Below are 19332 nucleotides of genomic sequence, written 5' to 3'. Positions count from 1 at the left end.
AAAAAAAGCGCCTCAATGGCGCTTTTTTACAACTGAAGATTAAGCTTCAGGTGCTGGACTATGCTGTTCAACTAAAGGTTGTAATTCACCTTTTTGGAACATGTCTAGAATAATGTCACTACCACCAATCAACTCACCGTTGATCCATAACTGTGGGAATGTAGGCCAGTTTGCAATTTGTGGTAACAAAGCACGAATATCTGGATTTTCAAGAATATTCACATAAGCAAACGGACGACCAATTTGACTAAGCGCTTCTACAGCACGTGCAGAGAAACCACATTGTGGAAACTGTGGGGTGCCTTTCATATAAAGAAGTACAGCGTGTTTTGCAATTTGGTCACGAATTAACGCTTCGGTATCGCGTGCTTGTTCAGTCATTGATCAATCCTCAACTAATCTAACCCGCATTATACCCAAAACGTAGAAAAACAGTATGCCTAAAGCAATATTTCGACTTTTATTTAGATTTAGGCTTTAAAACTACAAGCATAATTGCTTAATATTGGATTTCACTTCCCCTCTAACAGATAAGAGTTAGTCATGAATAACATTACCCTTGCTCCTGTACAAACTGATCAACCCTCTCATTTGATGCCAGTATTTGGCCGTCAGCCGATCAGCTTTGTCCGAGGTCGAGGCTCTTATCTGTACACAGAAGATGGTACTGAATACTTTGATGCGCTAACGGGCATTGCAGTCTGTGGTTTAGGCCATGCACATCCTGTCATTGCAGAAGCGATTGCAGAACAAGCGGCAACGCTCATTCATACCAGTAACTTGTTTGAAGTACCTTGGCAAACGGCTGCAGCACAAAAACTTGCTGAAGTTGCTGGCATGGAAGAAGTATTCTTTTCAAACAGTGGTGCAGAATCCAATGAAGGTGCAATTAAAATTGCTCGTAAATTTGGCTACATGCAAGGCATTGCCAATCCAAAAATCATTGTTGCAGAGCACTCATTCCATGGGCGTACCATGGCAACTTTATCGGCAACAGGCAACAAAAAAGTCCAAGAAGGCTTTGGCCCATTGGTTGAAGGTTTTATTCGTGTCCCATTCGGCGACATTGAAGCCATTGAAGAAGCTGCAATCCATCATCCTGACATTGTCGCAATCTTTGTCGAACCAATTCAGGGCGAAGGTGGGGTCAACACTGCTCCGCAAGGCTTTAGCTACTTGGAAGAGATTCGTCAGATCTGTAATCAGCATAACTGGCTGATGATGTTGGACGAAGTCCAAACAGGTAATGGCCGTACAGGCGAATACTTTGCCTACCAACACACCAACATCATTCCTGATGTACTCACCACAGCCAAAGGTTTAGGTAATGGTTTCCCCATTGGTGCGGTGATGACTCAAGGTCGTGGTGTAGGCGTATTGACCGCAGGTAACCACGGTTCAACGTATAGTGGCTCAGCATTGGGTTCGCGTGTGGTGTATACCATCATCGACATTATGCAAAAAGAAAACATTGTACAAAATGCAGCTGAACAAGGCGCTTACATCGTAGAACAACTGCGTAAGCAACTTGCCGATCAAAATGTGATTGTCCGTGGCTTTGGTTTGATGATTGGTGTGGAGCTACCAAAAGCATGTGGTGACTTGGTCAACATCGCTCGTGATGAATACCACACCATCATTAACGTTACTGCAGGTTCTGTGGTGCGTTTACTGCCGACCTTGAATATTACCAAAGATCAGGCGGATCAACTGATTGAACGTCTAGTGAAAATGATTAAAGCGTACTTGGCTTAAGCCAAAAAAGTCTGGTTCTAAAATTGCTTTTTGCATATTTCGGAACCAGACTTTTTGAAATGAATCGGCCAACTAAATATTAAAGTTTTGGATCACGCATTTGCACAAAATTTGCGTTGGTTTTAGTTAAGGTTTCCATCACTTTATTCATGACTGCTGGTACCAAGGCATCTGCCATTTGCGCAGCTTGTAAGCCTAACTTCTCACCTAAAGTCGGTTTCTTACGCGTTGAGATGACATAAACATCATGATCGGTCAGCAAATTAAGCAAGTAAGCATCTGAAGTTTGTAACTGATCGACCAAATTCAAATCTAAAGCATCTTGCCCATACCAATGCTCACCTGTCGCTACTTTCTCAACATTGAGTTGTGGACGGTATTTTTCAATAAAATGTTTAAACAACACATGTGTCTGTTGTAACTCTTCTTCAAACTTCGCCTTACCATCTGCTGTGTTTTCACCAAACATTGTCACTGTACGTTTATATTGGCCTGCTGTGTATAATTCAAAATCGATATTATGTTCTTTTAGCAGACGATTAAAATTAGGAACTTGCGCGACCACACCAATTGAACCGACAACTGCAAAAGGTGCAGCAATAATCTGATTGGCGATACATGCCATCATATAACCGCCACTCGCTGCAACTTTATCGACACAGATAGTGAGATTGAAACCTGCATCACGTAAACGTACCAACTGTGCAGCAGCCAAACCATAACCATACACCATACCGCCTGGGCTTTCTAAACGTACCACAACGCGATCACGCCCTGCTTTAGCTGTCGCTAAAATCAAGGTGATTTCTTCACGCAAGCTTTCTACCGCTGTTGCCGCAGTATCACCTTTAAAATCTAGAATATAAACTTTTTGATTGGCCTTTTTACGATGACGGGACTCTTTCGCTAACTGCTGAGTCAGCTGCAATAACTCCAATTTAGAGGCTGTAGTTTGCGCAATTTTTTTACGTTGTTCATTGATGCGCGCATTTAAATGTGTAATTCGAATTTCAGCGGGAAGTTTCGGTAAATGAAATAACATAGAAATTATATTCTCTAAAATAATACGTCGGTATATGACCTAGATTAGGTCAATGGCATTTTTTTTCAATAGCCATTTTTTGTTTTATTCTGTAATGCGTTATCTTTCACATTTAATCATTTATAAGATGAGTCAATATCTCAGACAGCACATCTTCGCATCTATTGTCCAATATGACTGCAATACACAATGCCCATTATCATGGCTGTTTTAGTCACTAGACTTAATATCTGCTTATAACAAAAAACAGAGCACTTAGGCTCTGTTTTTTCAAATATTTCAAGTTGTGCGTATTAACCGAAACGACCTGTAATATAGGCTTCAGTTAACTGATGATCTGGCTGAGTGAAGACTTTCTCGGTTGAGTTCACTTCAATCAAGTCACCTAAATGGAAGTAAGCGGTACGGTCTGATACACGTGCAGCCTGCTGCATTGAGTGCGTCACAATTGCAATCGTATACTGCGTTGAAAGCTCAGAAATAAGCTCTTCCACTTTCGCTGTTGCGATCGGGTCAAGCGCTGAACATGGCTCATCCATCAAAATCACTTCAGGGCTCACCGCAATGGTACGTGCAATACATAAACGCTGCTGCTGACCACCCGACAAGCCTGTGCCCGGTTGGTTTAAACGGTCTTTGACTTCATCCCAAAGGCCCGCTTTACGTAAGCTGTTTTCTACAATTTCTTCTAAGTCATACTTATCACGCGCCAAACCATGGAGTTTAGGGCCATAAGCCACGTTATCAAAAATTGACTTTGGGAATGGGTTTGGTTTTTGGAATACCATACCTACTTGAGCGCGAAGCAGTACCACATCTAGGTTTGGGTCATAAATATCTTGATTATCCAACATCACTTTACCCGTCACACGACAGCTATCAATGGTGTCGTTCATACGGTTCAAAGTACGCAAGAAGGTCGATTTACCGCAGCCCGATGGCCCAATAAATGCAATCACTTCATTTTCGTAGATATTCAAATCAATCCCTTTAATCGCTTCAGCTTCGCCATAGTAAACATGTACATCTGAAGTGCTGAGTTTGACTTGTCCTTGTGCCTGATCTTTCTTAGCAGAAGTCTGTGTATCGAACTGCGACACAAAAGAAGTACCCTGCTGACCTGAGGTCGTATTTGGGTTTGTAAATTGAGTGTGTTCTTGATTCACTGTTTGATCCTGATCTAAGGAATTTTTAACAACGGTATTCATATTTTGCCCTCACTTACCAACGGACTTCAAATTTCTTACGTAACCAAATTGCAATACTGTTGAGTCCAATCATCATTGCAAGCAGAACAATAATCGCAGCTGCTGTACGTCCTTCGAAGAAGTTACGCAGCTCATTACCTTGCCACAAGAAAATCTGTACAGGTAAAGCACTCGATTGATCAAATGGAGTTGTAGGTACACTTGCAACAAATGCACTCATACCAATTAATAACAGCGGTGCAGTCTCACCTAATGCTTGTGCTACACCAATAATTGCACCCGTTAGAATCCCCGGTAGTGCAAGTGGTAAAACATGATGGAATACGGTTTGTACACGTGAAGCACCTAGCCCTAAAGCTGCCTGACGAATTGATGGTGGTACAGCTTTCAACGATGCACGTGTCGTAATAATCACCGTTGGTAAAGTCATTAAGCTCAGCACTAAACCACCGACCAATGGCGCAGAAAGCGGTAAATGCATCCAGCCAATAAAGATCGCAGCACCGAGCAAACCAAAGACAATTGATGGTACAGCGGCAAGGTTGTTAATGTTGACTTCAATGACGTCAGTGATCCAGTTTTTAGGCGCAAATTCTTCGAGATAAATTGCAGATGCCACACCAATTGGAATCGAAATAATGATCACGATCAACATCATGAACAGCGATCCCATGAATGCCCCTGCTAAACCTGAAGTTGCAGGAGAACTACGCGAGTCTGGACTGACGAAGATGTTGGTATTGAAAGTATTTTCCATTACCCCTGAAGCTTTCATTTCATCGGCAAGTTGACGAACTTCTGGGCTCAACTGTTGCTGTTCATCAGGCAAACTACGGTCAATATTTCCTGCGAGCCACACATCAACGTTTGCATCGGCAAGTACTTTAATGTCTTCTTTTTTCCCGACTAATGATGGATCTTTCATCACCATATCACGTAAGCGATACGCTTCAGAACTGGTGTACAAAGAAGCCAAATCATCGCGTTTAGAAGCAAGTGCTGGGTCTTTTGCAATTATGGCATTCACGATTAAAGCATCCCAATCCACCATACCCATTTCAGTTTGCCAAGCAATAAAACGCTCTTCAAACTGCGCTGGAGATTCTCCTGCACGCTGTACAGGTTTTGCACCTGTCGTAATAATGGCAGGGTCAAAGTACACGGGTAAACTCATGCTACTTTGCCAAAAAGCAGGTAAGCCTTTTGATAAAATACTGCCAAAAAGTAGCGCGACAAAGAATAAACCTGCAATCACTGCCGAGAAACCAAAGAAACGAAAGGTTTTTTCTTTACGGTGACGTTTTGCCAATGAATTACTGATCGTTTGCTTACGCTTTTCTCGTAATTCTGCCGCAAGTTGTGGATCAAATACTTGATCTGCTGTGCTATTAGAAGTCGTCATTAGTCGTATTGCTCACGATATTTACGCACGATGTACAGTGCAACAATGTTCAAACCAAGCGTAATCACAAAGAGTGTCAGACCCAGTGCAAATGCCACCAAAGCTTGCGGGCTTGCAAAGTCAGTATCACCTGTCAATTGGTTTACGATGGTAATGGTCACAGTTGAAATAGCTTCAAGTGGATTGGCATGCAGTAAAGGACTGTTCCCTGCTGCAAGCACCACAATCATGGTCTCACCGATGGCACGTGATGCTGCAAGCAAGAACGCGCCGATAATGCCCGGAAGTGCTGCTGGTATCACCACCTGACGAATGGTTTCAGACTTTGTCGCACCCAAACCTAATGAGCCATCACGTAATGCACGTGGTACCTGCGTGATAATGTCATCAGACAGCGATGAAACGAAAGGAATAATCATGATCCCCATGACGAAACCAGCAGTGAGTGCGCTGGTTGCGTTGATGTGTAAACCAACGGATTCACCAAGCATTTTAAAGAATGGGCCAATGATCATCAGTGCAAATACACCGTAAACAATGGTTGGAATCCCTGCGAGCACTTCAATGGTTGGTTTTGCCCATGAGCGGAAACCAGAAGATGCATATTCAGCAAGATAGATTGCGATCATTAAACCCACAGGGACTGCAACTAAGAGTGCAATACCACTGACCATTAAGGTGCCCCAAAGTAGCGGAAGCAAACCATAGCTGCCGTCTGCACTACCTGAAGTACTAAAGCCAGGGTTCCATTCTGTACCGAAGAAAAAGTCGAGTGGACTCACAAAGTGGAAGAATCGCATCGCTTCGCTGAACATCGACATCACGATACCAATCGTAGTTAGAATCGCGACACCAGAACAGAGCGCAAGTGCAACATTGATGGCTTTTTCAACTTGGTTACGAGCGCGAAACTGAGTTGCAATGCGCTTTTTCGCAGCGACTAAACCTGCCAGTGCCGCACAAATCACCACTGCAATTTTGGCAAATGTACCAATGCTTTGAAACTTCGCCAGTTGCTCCGCAGCAGCAAGCTCATACGCGGCTGGTGTGTCTGTGACACCAAAACCTGAGGCAATCGCTTCCACACGGTTGATCAACACATCTGTACTAGCAGCATCTAAAGTTGCAGCGACTTGTGCTGGCACGTGATTTAGTACCACATGATTCAAAACATTTGGTTCAACAATATTCCAAACAATCAAAATTAAAAAAGCAGGGATACCACACCACAAAGCCACTAACGCACCGTAATACCCCGGACGTGAGTGTAATTTTGCAGAATTATTTCCCTTACCTGCTAAGTTACGGCTCTGGCTTAAGCCCATTTGATAGGCTATGGCAATCAGTGCCAATAACACACCTATAAGTAGCAGATTCATGTATTCTCCACGGTTCTTTCAATTTTCATTATTTGAAAAAACTTAATCCTAGTAAAAAACGTCAAAGGTAGGACTTGCCTACCGTTGACTGTTTCTACGCTTAATTACTTAACCGCTTTGCCTGCTTTAAAGTTCGCAAGAACTGCTGCACGCTCTTTGTCTGACATTGAGATCAAACCTGCACGCTCAAGCTTAGAGCCTTTACCTGATACTTTCTTGCTGATGAAGTATTCAGTGTATTCTTTTAAGCCTTTGATTGATTTCAAATGCTCACCCTTCACGTAGAAGAATAGTGGGCGAGAAACTGGGTATGAACCATTCAAAATAGTCTTTTCAGATGGTGCAACATTGTTCACTGTAGCTACGCGTAACTTGTCACGGTTTTGGTCATAGAAACCTAAACCAAACACACCTACTGCGCTAGGCGACGTTTTTAAGCGCGCTAAAGTTTCAGTGTAGTCACCCGCAATCTCAATCACTTTGCCGTCTTTACGGAAAGTTGAACATGCTTTCTTTTGTGCATCTTTATCCATTGCTTTGATTGCTGCATAAGTTTCGCAGCCTGCATCAACCATTTTTTCTTGGAACACTTCACGTGTACCGTGGTTTGATGCTGGAATCACTAAAGTGATTGGTTCGTTTGGAAGGCTTTTGTCAATTTGGTTCCAACGTGTATAAGGGTTTGCAACCATTTTACCGTTAGATGGTAACTGCGCTGCTAAAGCTGCATAGACGTGCTGTGGGCGTAATTTGTATGCTGCTTTGCTTGCATTTGAAGCGAACACGATACCGTCATAACCAATTTTGATTTCGATCACTTGGTTCACACCAGCTTTCTTACAAGCAGCTAATTCTGTGTCTTTAATTTTACGAGATGCGTTTGCGATATCAATTGTGTTATCACCCACACCATTACAGAACTGTTTTAAGCCACCTGAAGAACCGCCAGAACCAACAACGGGTGCTTTAAATTGTGGGAAAGTATTGCCAAACTCTTCAGCAACAATACTTGCATAAGGTAAAACTGTTGAAGAACCCGCAATTTGGATTGTGTCACGAGCTGCGTTTGCCGTGGTTGCTACAGCTGCCCCAGAAACTACTACTGCAAGTGCGATATGGTTTAAGCGCATATTTGTTATCTCACATATTAAACATTTTGGAGTACGCCACTTTTTATTCAGTCTTGTACTTTTTTGGATAACTGCATTTTGATTTCAGAATATGACAAGCAAGTTACAGCATTGTGACACTTTCATGATGTTTATTTTTATTTGTCCATGATTCGTTACACTTTGTTCAATTTCACCCAGTTTAAACACCTAAAGAATTTTTCTTATTCCGATATACCGAGAGTGCGTAATTCATTTTACATCAACATCTTTTACGCTTTTATAAAAAATAAAACACATTTAGAATCAGTACATAAAGCAAAAAAAATTCCATAGATTTTGATTTCTTTAACATTGAATAGCCCTTCTAATCTATAAAAATTTGCGTATACCCATATGCAGAATCCATATAAATTTTCGCCATTTGTCAGAATTTCATAACCTATAAATGACAAATGAGTGGTGTCATATTTAGAAAATTGAGCGTCATTTAGGTCTTAATTTTTACCTTTTATCCCCCATTTATTTCTTAGAAAATAGCATACTCATCTTGAATACGAGAGCAAATCTATGACTTTTTAGACTCAAGTACCTTTCTTATTTTTAGAAATATTTGTCCGAATAATGGGTATTTCCGAGGACACCGCTTTATCTTTTTTTCTAAAAAATTGCTTAAAGAAGGAGATTTTGGGTTTCTCCTCCCCCTTACTACCGCCTTAACCATTCATTTTTCGTAAGAAGCGTGACAAGTCATATGAGTGCGACATTTCCCATGACAGCTAGCCAAACACGTTTATTTACCCCCCAATTTTTCGGGATTATGACAAGGACTTGCCTGTCGTGCAGGTCATACCTTTAACTTGAAATTCCGTGAAGAAAATCATTTACCTGTTGAAAATCAAAAGCCCGAATATTTAGCATTAGTCTTAACTATTGAAGTTCATTTTCCTGAAAATCGTAGTTCAAGCAGATATCGACAACTACTTTATAGAAAAATAAAGCATCTCCAACATAATTAAAATTAGAAACTTAGCCAGTGATGTTATGTTCTTTAATATTTAGAACACATAAAAAAGGAGCTGATATCAGCTCCCTTTTTTACACAAACAATCGTTTAAGCAATTGCAGGTATATAGGTTCCATCCTCGATTGAACCTTTGATACGATCCGCTTCTGCAAGGACAAGACCAAGCAGGTTCTTCACGTTATCTAAAGTCGCAACTGGACTTAAAGTCGTCATTTTCAAAGATTGATTTTGACCCACTTTAGTTACACCAATATTCGCTTCACCACGTGCAAACAATTCGTCTGCAACGTTTTGGTTTAAGGTATCAAGCAATTCTACTGGGTAGCCTGCTGGAACTACACGGAACAATACAGATGCAAATTGTGGATCAACCAACATCTCTAAACCAGCAGTTGCATTGATATAATCAGCAACGTCACGAGTTAAAGTAACGCCGTGGTCAATCATAGAACCATACAGTTCTTCACCAAGCGCTTCAACAGTCATCCAAAGCTTCAACGCATCGAAACGACGTGTTGTTTGAAGTGACTTAGACACGAGGTTAGGCACACCATGCTCTTCGTCATAAGCAGAGTTTAAATACTCAGCTTCATAGTGCATGAAACGATAGTTCGCTTCGTCTTTTAACAAGAACGCACCACAAGAGATGGTTTGGAAGTAATGCTTATGGAAATCCAGCGTAATTGAGTCAGAAAGCTCAATACCATCCAACATATCGCGATGATTGTTCGATAGGATTAAAGCACCGCCCCACGCCGCATCGATGTGCATCCACGCGCCATATTTGTTGGTGATTTCACGAATTTGCTTCAGTGGATCAATTGCACCTGCATCGGTCGTACCCGCAGTTGCAACCACACACGCCACAATCTTACCTTCAGCTTGAAGGTGAGCCATGGTTTTTTCAAGTGCATCCACATCCATCTGTGCGTTCTGATTCACAGGAACGGTCACGACTGATTGGAAACCCATGCCCATCATCGCCATGTTCTTTTGCACAGAGAAGTGTGCATTTTCAGAACAAATGACTTTGACATTACGCATCGCATCGCCTGGCACGCCATCACGCTGTACAGACCACGGATTACCGTTTTCGTCTTTCCAGTTTTTCGCAATACATGCATCACGTGCAAGCAGTACACCCATCAAGTTTGACTGTGTACCACCAGAAGTGAACACACCAGCTTGACCTGCACCATAACCCACTTTTTGACGAAGCCAATCAATCAACTGAACTTCCATCAATGAACCTGCAGGACTTTGGTCCCACGAATCCATCGATTGGTTCGTTGCATTGATCAGCACTTCAGCAATTTGACTGGTCACCATAGTTGGGCAGTGCAAGTGCGCGAGCGAGTGCGGGTGATGGACTTTTAAGCTTTTGTTTAAGAAAAGCTCAACCATACGTTCAAGTGACTTTTGTACACCCAAACCTTCTTTAGAAGGATTAAATGCAATCGCACTGCGGAGCTCTTTGATGCTACCGCCCGTGTACATTTTGTCGTTTTGCAACCATGCTGCAACTGCTTTAGTCGCTTGGTCCATTGCTGACGAGTAGTCAGCAATAGATGCAGCATCATTGCAGAGTAACGCCTTACGGTGTTCTGCAAAATCAACCATGATTACGCGCCTCGAGTTGCAACAAGTGCTTCAGCAATTGCTTTCTTGAAGCGAGAAACCGCTTCAACACATTCATCATGAGTGATGATCAATGGGCAAAGTAAACGAATAACTGTGCCGTTACGACCGCCTTTTTCTAACAACAATTTGTTGTTAAAGCATGCCGCTTGAATCGCTGCTGCCAATTGACCATCTGCAGGTAAAGACCCCATATGATCCGCTAGTTTACGCTCATCAACAATTTCAACACCAATCATCAAACCACGGCCACGCACGTTACCGATACATGGGAACTCTTGGGCAAGCTTTTTAAATTCAGCTTGTAAGAAATCACCACGTTCTTGTGCATTTTGCGCAAGGTTTTGTTCTTTGATGGTCTTGATCGTTGCAAGACCAGTACCCATTGCCAATTGGTTACCACGGAAAGTACCCGTGTGACCTGCTGGCTGCCAAGCATCAAACTTACGTTTAATACCTAATACAGCAAGCGGTAAGCTACCACCAACGGCTTTAGACATCACCACTACGTCAGGTTCAATATCCGCATGTTCAAATGCGAACATTTTGCCTGAACGTGCAAAGCCTGCTTGAACTTCGTCAAGAATCAACACAATGTTGTGTTTTTCAGTCACTTCGCGGATTTTTTTCAACCATTTGGTTGGCGCTGTTACCACACCGCCTTCACCTTGAATTGCTTCAAGAATCACAGCAGCTGGCTTGGTTACACCACTTTCAACATCTTCAATGAAGTTTTCAAAGAAATACGTCAAAGCATCCACACCCGCTTCACCACCTAAACCAAGTGGGCAACGGTATTCATGCGGATACGGCATAAATTGAACGCCTGGCATTAAACCATTTACAGCATTTTTCGCAGACAGATTACCTGTCATTGCAAGAGCGCCGTGCGTCATACCATGGTAACCACCAGAGAAACTAATCACTGTGCTACGACCGGTATACGTCTTCGCTAATTTAATTGCTGCTTCCGTGCCATCTGCACCAGATGGACCACAGAACTGTAAACAATACTCTTCCTTACCGCCTGGTAATTGTTCAAGTAATGCTTCAGTAAATGCATCTTTTAAAGGTGTCGTTAAATCCAAAGTATGTAAAGGAAGACCACTTGCAAGTGTATCTTGAATACTTTGAATTACCGCAGGATGATTATGGCCCAAAGCCAATGTTCCTGCCCCAGCTAAACAATCGAGGTACTCTGTACCTTCAACATCAGTAACCCAGCAGCCTAATGCTTTGGCTATCGCTAACGGTAATTTCCGTGGATAGCTACGAACATTGGATTCCATCTGACTTTGGCGAGTCAAATAGTATTCGTTAGTAGTATTAGTGGCAGGGTTTACAGAAGAAACGCTCATATCGAATTACCATCTCTGATATGGGTTGAAAGAAATAAGTCGGGTGACTTTTGGTCCTTTGACTCGGCGCTTTATAAATCTAGTCATATGAGTTTGGATACTTCATAACTAGGAGGCGGATGATACAGAAATTTTCAATAAAATAAACAGCTTTTGGACATTATCTGCCAGAAATTTACTAAAAAAATATATCATGCCAAACCATAGCTTAAATTATCCTCTTATAGTGTGACAACGTAAAGAAAAGCCGATGAATTTATTTATTTTTCAACTTCGCCACAAAAATTCAAAATACTCACCTTGGTTGAAAAATAAGTTTTTGAAATAAATAGATTTATCTAGGTTTTTCTGAAAAATATTTTATACCTTTTTTTACAATCGAACCACAATATTTTCGCAAATTCACCACAAATTGGCTTTAAGCTTTTTACAAATGTTGCAAAACTCCTCCTAAATAAAAAAGGAATAAAAATGCGTCAATTCTTCATCCCAGCAATCGCGCTTAGTGCTTTATTTAGCTCAGCAGTTTTTGCTCAGTCTGAGAACCAATTGAACTACAATATTGTCAATGTTCAGGCCGAGGCAACACGCCAAGTATCTAATGATTTAATGAATGCAACACTTTACATTGAACGTAGTAACAAACAACCTGCCGAACTCGCTACACAAATTACGCAGCTGATGAATCAAGCCACAGCTTTAGCTCGTAAATATCCAAGCGTAAAAGTCGAAACAGGTTCTCAAACCACCTACCCAATTTACAACGATGACAACCAAAAGTTAAAAGAATGGCGTGGTCGTGCTGAAATTAATTTAGAAAGTACCGACTTTAAAGCGGCGAGCCAGTTGATTGGTGAACTACAGCAGAACTTCCAAACGCAGTCAATCGGCTTTAGTGTGTCCGACACACAACGTAAGAAAGTGGAAAATGAGCTGATTGTTGAAGCATCGAAAAACTTTCAACAGCGTGCACAATCATTAGCACAAGCATGGAGTAAGTCAGGTTATAACTTGGTTAACTTAAACATTAATACCAGCAACTACTACCCTCGCCCAGTCATGATGCGTGCAGAAAGTGCAAAATTTGCAGCAGCTGATGCACCAATGCAAGATGTAGCTGGCGGTGAATCTAAAATCACTGTGAATGCAAATGGTACTGTTCAACTTAAATAACAGATTTCATTCAAATTCATCAAAAAAGCCATGTTAATCGTGGCTTTTTTATTGTGTGTCCATCAATAAAACTTTAATTCGCCTATTAATTTTAGTGTTTTAATTGCAATAAGTGATAATGGTTATTATTTGATTTCAACAAAGTTCAGCATATGATAGCCGCGCTCTTTATTATGGATTGCGCACAAAAGAATGATTTCATCACGTCTTCATCTGCAGGATCGCAGATTATTCAAAGCCAAACAACTCAGTATTGCGATTGGACTTTCTATGAGCTGCTTGACCTATGCACAAGCAGAAGAACTCACTGAAGCAACCAGCAACAAAGTGCTTCCGACCATCAAACTTGAAGCACAAGGCAACTGGTTAGAAGATGCCAATGCAGAGAAAGTGCAAAAGCATGCAGGCGCTCGTACGATTATTACTCGCAATCGCTTAGATGAAGTTGCTGCGACTTCAATTAAAGATGCCCTCAAGCAAGTGCCTGGTGTTCAAGTCTAAGAAAATAATGGTACTGGTGGCAGTGATGTTTCACTCAATATTGGGGTCCGTGGTTTAGCCTCTCGTATATCTCCTCGCTCTACAGTACTGCTTGATGGTGTCCCGCTATCATTTGCGCCTTATGGACAGCCTCAGCTTTCTCTAGCACCAGTATCATTAGGCAATATTGAATCTGTAGATGTGGTTCGTGGTGCAGGCTCTGTACGTTTTGGGCCGCAGAACGTTGGCGGTATCATTAACTTTGCAACTCGTGCTATTCCTCAAGAGTTTGCAGGTAATGTCAGCCTAACGATCGAATATGCTTCGGGTACAGATCAAGTCAAATACAGCCCGAACTTATTTGTAGGGGAACCTTAGATAATGGTCTAGGCCTTGCTTTACTGTATTCTGGCACAAAAGGTGATGGCTACCGTGAAGCCAATAATAAAACTGACATTGATGATGTCATGTTAAAAACGGCCTATCAAATTACAGATGCGGATGCGATTGCCTTAAACCTACATCACTATGAAGGTTATGGTGAAATGCCTGAAGGCTTAACTGCCGAAAAATATGCACAAAACCCTTATCAGTCAAATAAGTCACGTAATTATTTTTCTGGTCGCCGCTCAGATGTGTCATTCCGCTATACCCATCAAGATGAAAAAAATAACTTTGAATTGCTGACCTATTATATTGACTCATTTCGCACGAGCGACTTAGAGACAGATCTTAGTGCAACGACTTCGCGTATGGACACCTCTCCACGCGACTACAAAGTTTTTGCCATTGAACCGCGCTGGTCTCGTGCATACCAATTAGGTAGCTCAAATAGCGAATTTACTATCGGCTATCGTTATTTAGATGAAGATAGTTCTGAGTTCTCAGGTCGCTCATCTACATATGCATTGAATGCACCTGTGACCGAAATTAAAGCACGTACCACAAGTGAAGGGGGCACTAAAGCACATGCAATTTATGCAGATAACCGCTTCGATTTAGGGAACTGGGTCATCACACCGGGACTACGTTTTGAATCAATTGAAACGCATAACAATTTTACTGCCTATAACCAAGGCGTAGCAGTTAATACCGTTTCTCCAAAAATTGATTCAGATGAGTTTTTACCCAGCCTATCGGTCATGTATAAAGCGACAGACAATTGGAACATTTTTGCCAATGCGGGCGTCTCATTCGGCCCACAGCAATACAACCAATTGGCACGTTTAGAAGGTGGGGTTGCGCAAAGCACAACGGATGGCTTGCATCCTGAAAAGTCCAACAACTATGAAATTGGGACGAAATATTTAGGCAATGGTCTAAATGCAGAATTAACCGCGTTTTATTTAGACTTCAAAAAAGAGTTAATTTTAGAACGCGATGCCCAGAACAATGGCATTTGGACAGACTTAGGCGCAACCAGCCACAAAGGTGTAGAACTTGGTCTGGCTTATGACTTTGCTTATTTGACCGATGCGCTTGAGGGCTTAAAACTCTATAGCAACTACACCTTCACCAAAGCTGTGGCTGAAGCAGGTGACTTTGAAGACAAAGACCTTCCTTTCTACTCACGCCATACAGCAAATGTTGGTTTAGGCTATAAAGTGAATCAATGGAGCGTCAATGCAGATATGTTTGCCCAATCTAAGCAGCATTCTCCAGGTTCGGGTGATACCTATCAAACTGACGAATCGGCTGATGGAAAATTAGGTGATATTCCTGGTTATTCCACTTTTGCCGTGCGTACAGCCTATGACTTTGGTGAGCAATTCCACGGTTTAAAAATCGCGGGTGGCGTTAAAAACGTGTTTGATAAACAATATTTCACACGTTCTACTGACTCAACAGGCGGAAAATATGTAGGGCAACCACGTACCTTCTACCTTCAAACGTCATTTGATTTCTAAAACTGAAAGCCAATTAGTTCAACTACATTGAACTGTTAAAAAAGACTACATTTTTGTGGTCTTTTTTATTTTAACAATATGACAAAATTATGACTCTCTTCCGTACTTGATAAACACAATCCACTTTCATGACTCTTTCAGAACTTAATTTATCGCTTTTTTCATGGATTAATGCTTCTCCTGAAGCCAGTAATACCAGCATTCATTTTGCCATTTTCATCGCCAATGACCTGCTCTATTGCATGATTTTACTGTTTGCTTGGTTTTGGCTACGTGGTAACTATGACACTAAAAAGCAGATATTGAAGGCGTTTATTTTTACCAGTATCGCCATTTTGATCAGTCAATGTATTTCTCATGTGTATTATCACCCAAGGCCTTTCGTCATGGAGGTCGGACGCACTCTCATTTACCATGCACGCAATGGCTCTTTCCCGAGTGACCATATGCTGATTTTTAGCAGTATCGCATTTTCTTATCTATTCTCTGCACAGCGTAAACTGGGAATTTTTCTCTTGTTCATGGCTTGGCTGGTTGCATGGTCACGCGTCTATCTTGGTGTGCACTTCCCTTTAGATATGCTCGGCGCTTTTCTATTGGCTTTTGCCTTAAACTTCTTTGGCTTAAAGCTTTGGAATCTCTATAAAGATAAAATCATGCAATGGGTACTCACCATTCACTTTTACTTATTTAAGCCACTTATTCAAAAAGACTATATCAAATAACTTTTGCTTTAAAACAAAAAATCCCGCTCGAAAGCGGGATTTCTTTAATGCGTTTAAATCAGTAGATCGCCATGTGGTTTCGATGGATCATCTCAAGTGAACGTGCTTCACCTAGGACTTGGTGAACTTTATCTGACGCCAAGCCCTTTACCAACTCCGCAGAACGCGAACTAAAGTTGACACGTCCAACCGCAACACGTCCGCCTTGGATATCAACACATTCAACCACGTCACCGCGTTCAAAATGCCCTTCCACAGCTTTCACACCAACTGGAAGTAAACTACGATGATTATCTTTAATCGCCTTGACAGCACCATCATCCAACACCAAACGACCCGCAGTTTGTAAGTGAGCTGCTAACCACTGTTGATGAGCAGTAATGCGGTCATTGTCAGTAATAAACAATGTCCCAAGCATTTCACCATCCATCAAACGTGCAAGCACATTGTCGCTTTCACCACTGGCAATCAGCGTTGGACAGCCAGACTTTGCAGCCAAGCGTGCTGCACGAACTTTGGTCAACATCCCACCACGACCAAACTTGCCGCCACCGCCAGCCATATCAAACAAGCTCTCATCTAAAGCACGCACGGTATGGAACAGTTTAGCGTCTGGATTTGAACGTGGGTCTGAGTCGAACATGCCTTGCTGATCAGTCAAAATAATTAACAAATCTGCATGCACTTGACCTGCAACCATCGCGGCCAACGTATCATTGTCACCAAAGCGAATTTCATCGGTCGAAACCGTGTCGTTTTCATTGATTACAGGAATCACATGCCATTCAATCAAGTTCTGTAAAGCGTCACATGAGTTCAAATAACGACGACGGTCTGCCAAGTCATCATGGGTTAATAACACTTGCGCAGTCTGAATGTGATGTTTTTCAAGCACACTCGACCACGTATGAATAAGGCCCATCTGACCAATGGCAGCACACGCCTGAAGACTGGGTAGATCGGTGGGTCGGCTGTCTAGCTTCATACGAACCATACCTTCAGCCACAGCTCCTGACGACACCAGAATAATCTCATGTCCGGCATTGTGTAGATCTGCAATTTGTTTCGCCCAATGCGAAATTGCATCTATATCTAGACCTTGCCCATTTGCTGTGAGTAAAGATGATCCGATTTTAACAACGATTCGTTTACAAGCTTCGAGCTTACGTTGCCCATCTACCACTTCTATCATCTTGTCCTCAGTTACTCATTACGAGCTTAACGTACGTAAAACACTTCCATTTCGCCGTCATCTTCATCATCGTCTTCATCATCATCAGCCAACAGGCCTGCAAGACGTTGTTGGCGACGCATTTCACGATATGCTTCTTTAGCGGCAATAGTTTGTTCGCGTGTTTCAGCTTCAAGCTGCTCACGGAATGCTTTCACTTCTGCTGCATAATCAGGATCTTCAAGCTCACGTTCACGTTGTTGCTCAATTTGATCCATCAGGTAATACACAACTGGTTTTGTCCCTTCAGACATCAAACCTGAAGTTTTAAATACAGGGCCATCCCACTGCATTTCATCTAAGATATGCTGACACCATTCATCACGCGTATCATCTGCAAGTTGGTCAACTTTGTTTAACACTAGAACGATAGGTAACTTTGAAAGTGTCGGAGAGAATTTCTCTAATTCACCCAAGATCGCTTTTGCATTGTATGCAGGATCAGAACCATCAATCGGCTGAACATCCACAATGTGAAGCAAAATACGCGTACGCGCCAAGTGCTTTAAGAAACGAATACCAAGACCCGCACCTTCAGAAGCCCCTTCGATCAAGCCAGGAATATCCGCCATCACAAATGAACGGTGACTGTCTGCATCAACCACACCAAGGTTTGGAACCATCGTAGTAAATGGATAGTCTGCAACCTTAGGTTTTGCTGCTGATACGGCACGAATAAACGTCGATTTACCTGCATTTGGCATACCTAGTAAGCCAACATCGGCCAGTACTTTTAGCTCTAAACGAATTTCACGGAATTCACCTTTAAAACCATGGGTACACTTACGTGGCGAACGGTTCGTCGATGATTTAAAGTGAGTATTACCCAAACCACCATCACCACCCGCTGCGACAAGCACACGCTGACCACTTTCAACCAAGTCGCCAATAATGTCACCTGAGTCAGTATCAACAATGGTTGTACCTACAGGAACCTTTAATACGGTGTCTTCACCACCACGGCCTGCGCAGTTCGCGCCACGACCATTTTTAGCTCGTTCCGCACGGAAACGGCGAGTATAACGGAAGTCTACAAGGGTACTGGTATTATCATCAGCTTCGATAAATACGCTACCACCACGACCACCATCACCACCGTCTGGACCACCAAAAGGTACGAATTTTTCACGGCGAAAACTGGCTACGCCATTGCCACCGTCGCCAGCCTCTACGGTAATGACTGCTTCATCAACAAAGCGCATGCTGCCAATCCTCTAAATACTTTAAAACCGCATATTCTGCCATATTTTACAAAATTTCTCGAATAGAATTATTGAGCGAAACATGAAATTTAGTGACAAATCACTTAAAAACGTGCATTTAGCTCTTTTTCTCTTGATTTTCTTCAGTTTTGTACCTGAAAACAATCAACCTAATCCCATGCTCAACTTACATAAATTAAGCAGCATATACTCTGTTACAAGCAAATCTATGACTTTTTGTGAAACCTATAACTCACTTAATTCAAACCATTTATTCTGCTTATTTTGATGTTAAGTCATTATTTTAAAGCTGAGACTCGCTCTTTATTTTCCAAGATCTCAGGCAAACTTTTTTCAATCCATCCAATTAGATACATGGTTTTTTCGGCCGCTTGAGAGCCAAGTATCGTCAATTGATACTCAACTTTAGGTGGAACTACAGGATAAACTGTCCGTAAAATAAAACCATCTTGCTCAAGTGTTTTAAGGGTTTGAGAAAGCATTTTCTCACTCACCCCTTCTATACGCTGTCTCAATTCACTAAAACGGTGTACGCCATCACTCAAACAACGCAACACCAGTACTGACCATTTGCTCGTAAGATGTTCCAATATGTCACGAGATGGGCACTCAGTGGATAAAACTTGACCTAATAGTTTGCTTGTTGCATAGGTGTGCATCATTTCTCTCCATTTG

General features: G+C 42.0%; 14 protein-coding genes and 1 pseudogene. 4 read left to right on the top strand and 11 right to left on the bottom strand.

The features are described 5' to 3' along the window. Positions 1–39: 39 nt before the first annotated feature. Positions 40–381 carry a Grx4 family monothiol glutaredoxin gene (grxD, locus tag AC4CVD_RS06415; RefSeq protein WP_004693588.1) on the bottom strand — a complete coding sequence of 114 codons (342 nt, stop codon included), beginning with the start codon at positions 379–381 and terminating at the stop codon, positions 40–42. 162 nt (positions 382–543) lie between these two features. On the opposite strand from grxD, the gene AC4CVD_RS06410 reads away from it, so the two are divergent. Continuing rightward, positions 544–1755: an aspartate aminotransferase family protein gene (locus tag AC4CVD_RS06410; RefSeq protein ID WP_125273105.1), complete on the top strand. Its 1212-nt coding sequence runs from the start codon at positions 544–546 to the stop codon at positions 1753–1755. Between the two features lie 79 nt (positions 1756–1834). Here AC4CVD_RS06410 and sohB read toward each other — a convergent pair whose 3' ends face one another. The 7 genes from sohB to AC4CVD_RS06375 form a co-directional block, all read right to left on the bottom strand. Continuing rightward, positions 1835–2806 carry a protease SohB gene (sohB, locus tag AC4CVD_RS06405; RefSeq protein WP_490753494.1) on the bottom strand — a complete coding sequence of 324 codons (972 nt, stop codon included), beginning with the start codon at positions 2804–2806 and terminating at the stop codon, positions 1835–1837. A 284-nt stretch (positions 2807–3090) separates the two neighbouring features. Then, positions 3091–4005, bottom strand: coding sequence for a phosphate ABC transporter ATP-binding protein PstB (gene pstB, locus AC4CVD_RS06400; RefSeq protein WP_004693593.1), 915 nt, complete (start codon positions 4003–4005; stop codon positions 3091–3093). A gap of 13 nt (positions 4006–4018) precedes the next feature. Beyond that, on the bottom strand, positions 4019–5407 hold the full coding sequence (pstA, locus tag AC4CVD_RS06395; protein ID WP_490752486.1) for a phosphate ABC transporter permease PstA: 1389 nt from the start codon (positions 5405–5407) through the stop codon (positions 4019–4021). Next, positions 5407–6786, bottom strand: a complete 1380-nt coding sequence (pstC, locus tag AC4CVD_RS06390; RefSeq protein WP_178927876.1) for a phosphate ABC transporter permease subunit PstC — start codon at positions 6784–6786, stop codon at positions 5407–5409. Before pstC ends, pstA begins: the two co-directional genes overlap by 1 nt. Positions 6787–6890: 104 nt before the next feature. Then, entirely contained in the window at positions 6891–7916 is a 1026-nt protein-coding gene (locus AC4CVD_RS06385; RefSeq protein ID WP_004693599.1) for a substrate-binding domain-containing protein, read from the bottom strand. Positions 7917–9009: 1093 nt separating this feature from the next. Continuing rightward, positions 9010–10542 (bottom strand): pyridoxal phosphate-dependent decarboxylase family protein, encoded by a 1533-nt coding sequence (locus tag AC4CVD_RS06380; RefSeq protein ID WP_490752484.1) that lies wholly within the window; start codon positions 10540–10542, stop codon positions 9010–9012. Between the two features lie 2 nt (positions 10543–10544). After that, a complete protein-coding gene (locus tag AC4CVD_RS06375; protein WP_490752482.1) occupies positions 10545–11918 on the bottom strand; it encodes a diaminobutyrate--2-oxoglutarate transaminase in 1374 nt (457 codons plus the stop codon). Positions 11919–12389: 471 nt separating this feature from the next. On the opposite strand from AC4CVD_RS06375, the gene AC4CVD_RS06370 reads away from it, so the two are divergent. The 3 genes and pseudogenes from AC4CVD_RS06370 to AC4CVD_RS06360 all read left to right on the top strand — a co-directional run bounded on the left by AC4CVD_RS06370 (position 12390) and on the right by AC4CVD_RS06360 (position 16203). After that, positions 12390–13091, top strand: coding sequence for an SIMPL domain-containing protein (locus AC4CVD_RS06370; RefSeq protein WP_004693610.1), 702 nt, complete (start codon positions 12390–12392; stop codon positions 13089–13091). 192 nt (positions 13092–13283) lie between these two features. Next, positions 13284–15478: pseudogene (locus AC4CVD_RS06365) on the top strand (TonB-dependent receptor family protein). Between the two features lie 128 nt (positions 15479–15606). Then, on the top strand, positions 15607–16203 hold the full coding sequence (locus AC4CVD_RS06360) for a phosphatase PAP2 family protein (protein ID WP_490752480.1): 597 nt from the start codon (positions 15607–15609) through the stop codon (positions 16201–16203). A 58-nt stretch (positions 16204–16261) separates the two neighbouring features. On the opposite strand, the gene proB is transcribed toward AC4CVD_RS06360, so the two are convergent. The 3 genes from proB to AC4CVD_RS06345 form a co-directional block, all read right to left on the bottom strand. After that, positions 16262–17395: a glutamate 5-kinase gene (gene proB, locus AC4CVD_RS06355; protein ID WP_005399671.1), complete on the bottom strand. Its 1134-nt coding sequence runs from the start codon at positions 17393–17395 to the stop codon at positions 16262–16264. Between the two features lie 26 nt (positions 17396–17421). Beyond that, positions 17422–18636, bottom strand: coding sequence for an Obg family GTPase CgtA (gene cgtA, locus AC4CVD_RS06350; RefSeq protein ID WP_004980365.1), 1215 nt, complete (start codon positions 18634–18636; stop codon positions 17422–17424). Between the two features lie 299 nt (positions 18637–18935). Continuing rightward, the gene (locus AC4CVD_RS06345) at positions 18936–19316 is read right to left on the bottom strand and encodes a winged helix-turn-helix transcriptional regulator (RefSeq protein WP_004693624.1); all 381 of its coding nucleotides are present in this window, start codon (positions 19314–19316) and stop codon (positions 18936–18938) included. Between the last annotated feature and the right edge of the window lie 16 nt (positions 19317–19332).

The sequence above is a fragment of the Acinetobacter sp. LipI_23 genome, from assembly GCF_058243045.1.
Note: the sequence above shows the minus strand (reverse complement) of the source record. Positions and strands in the feature narration are given on the sequence as shown.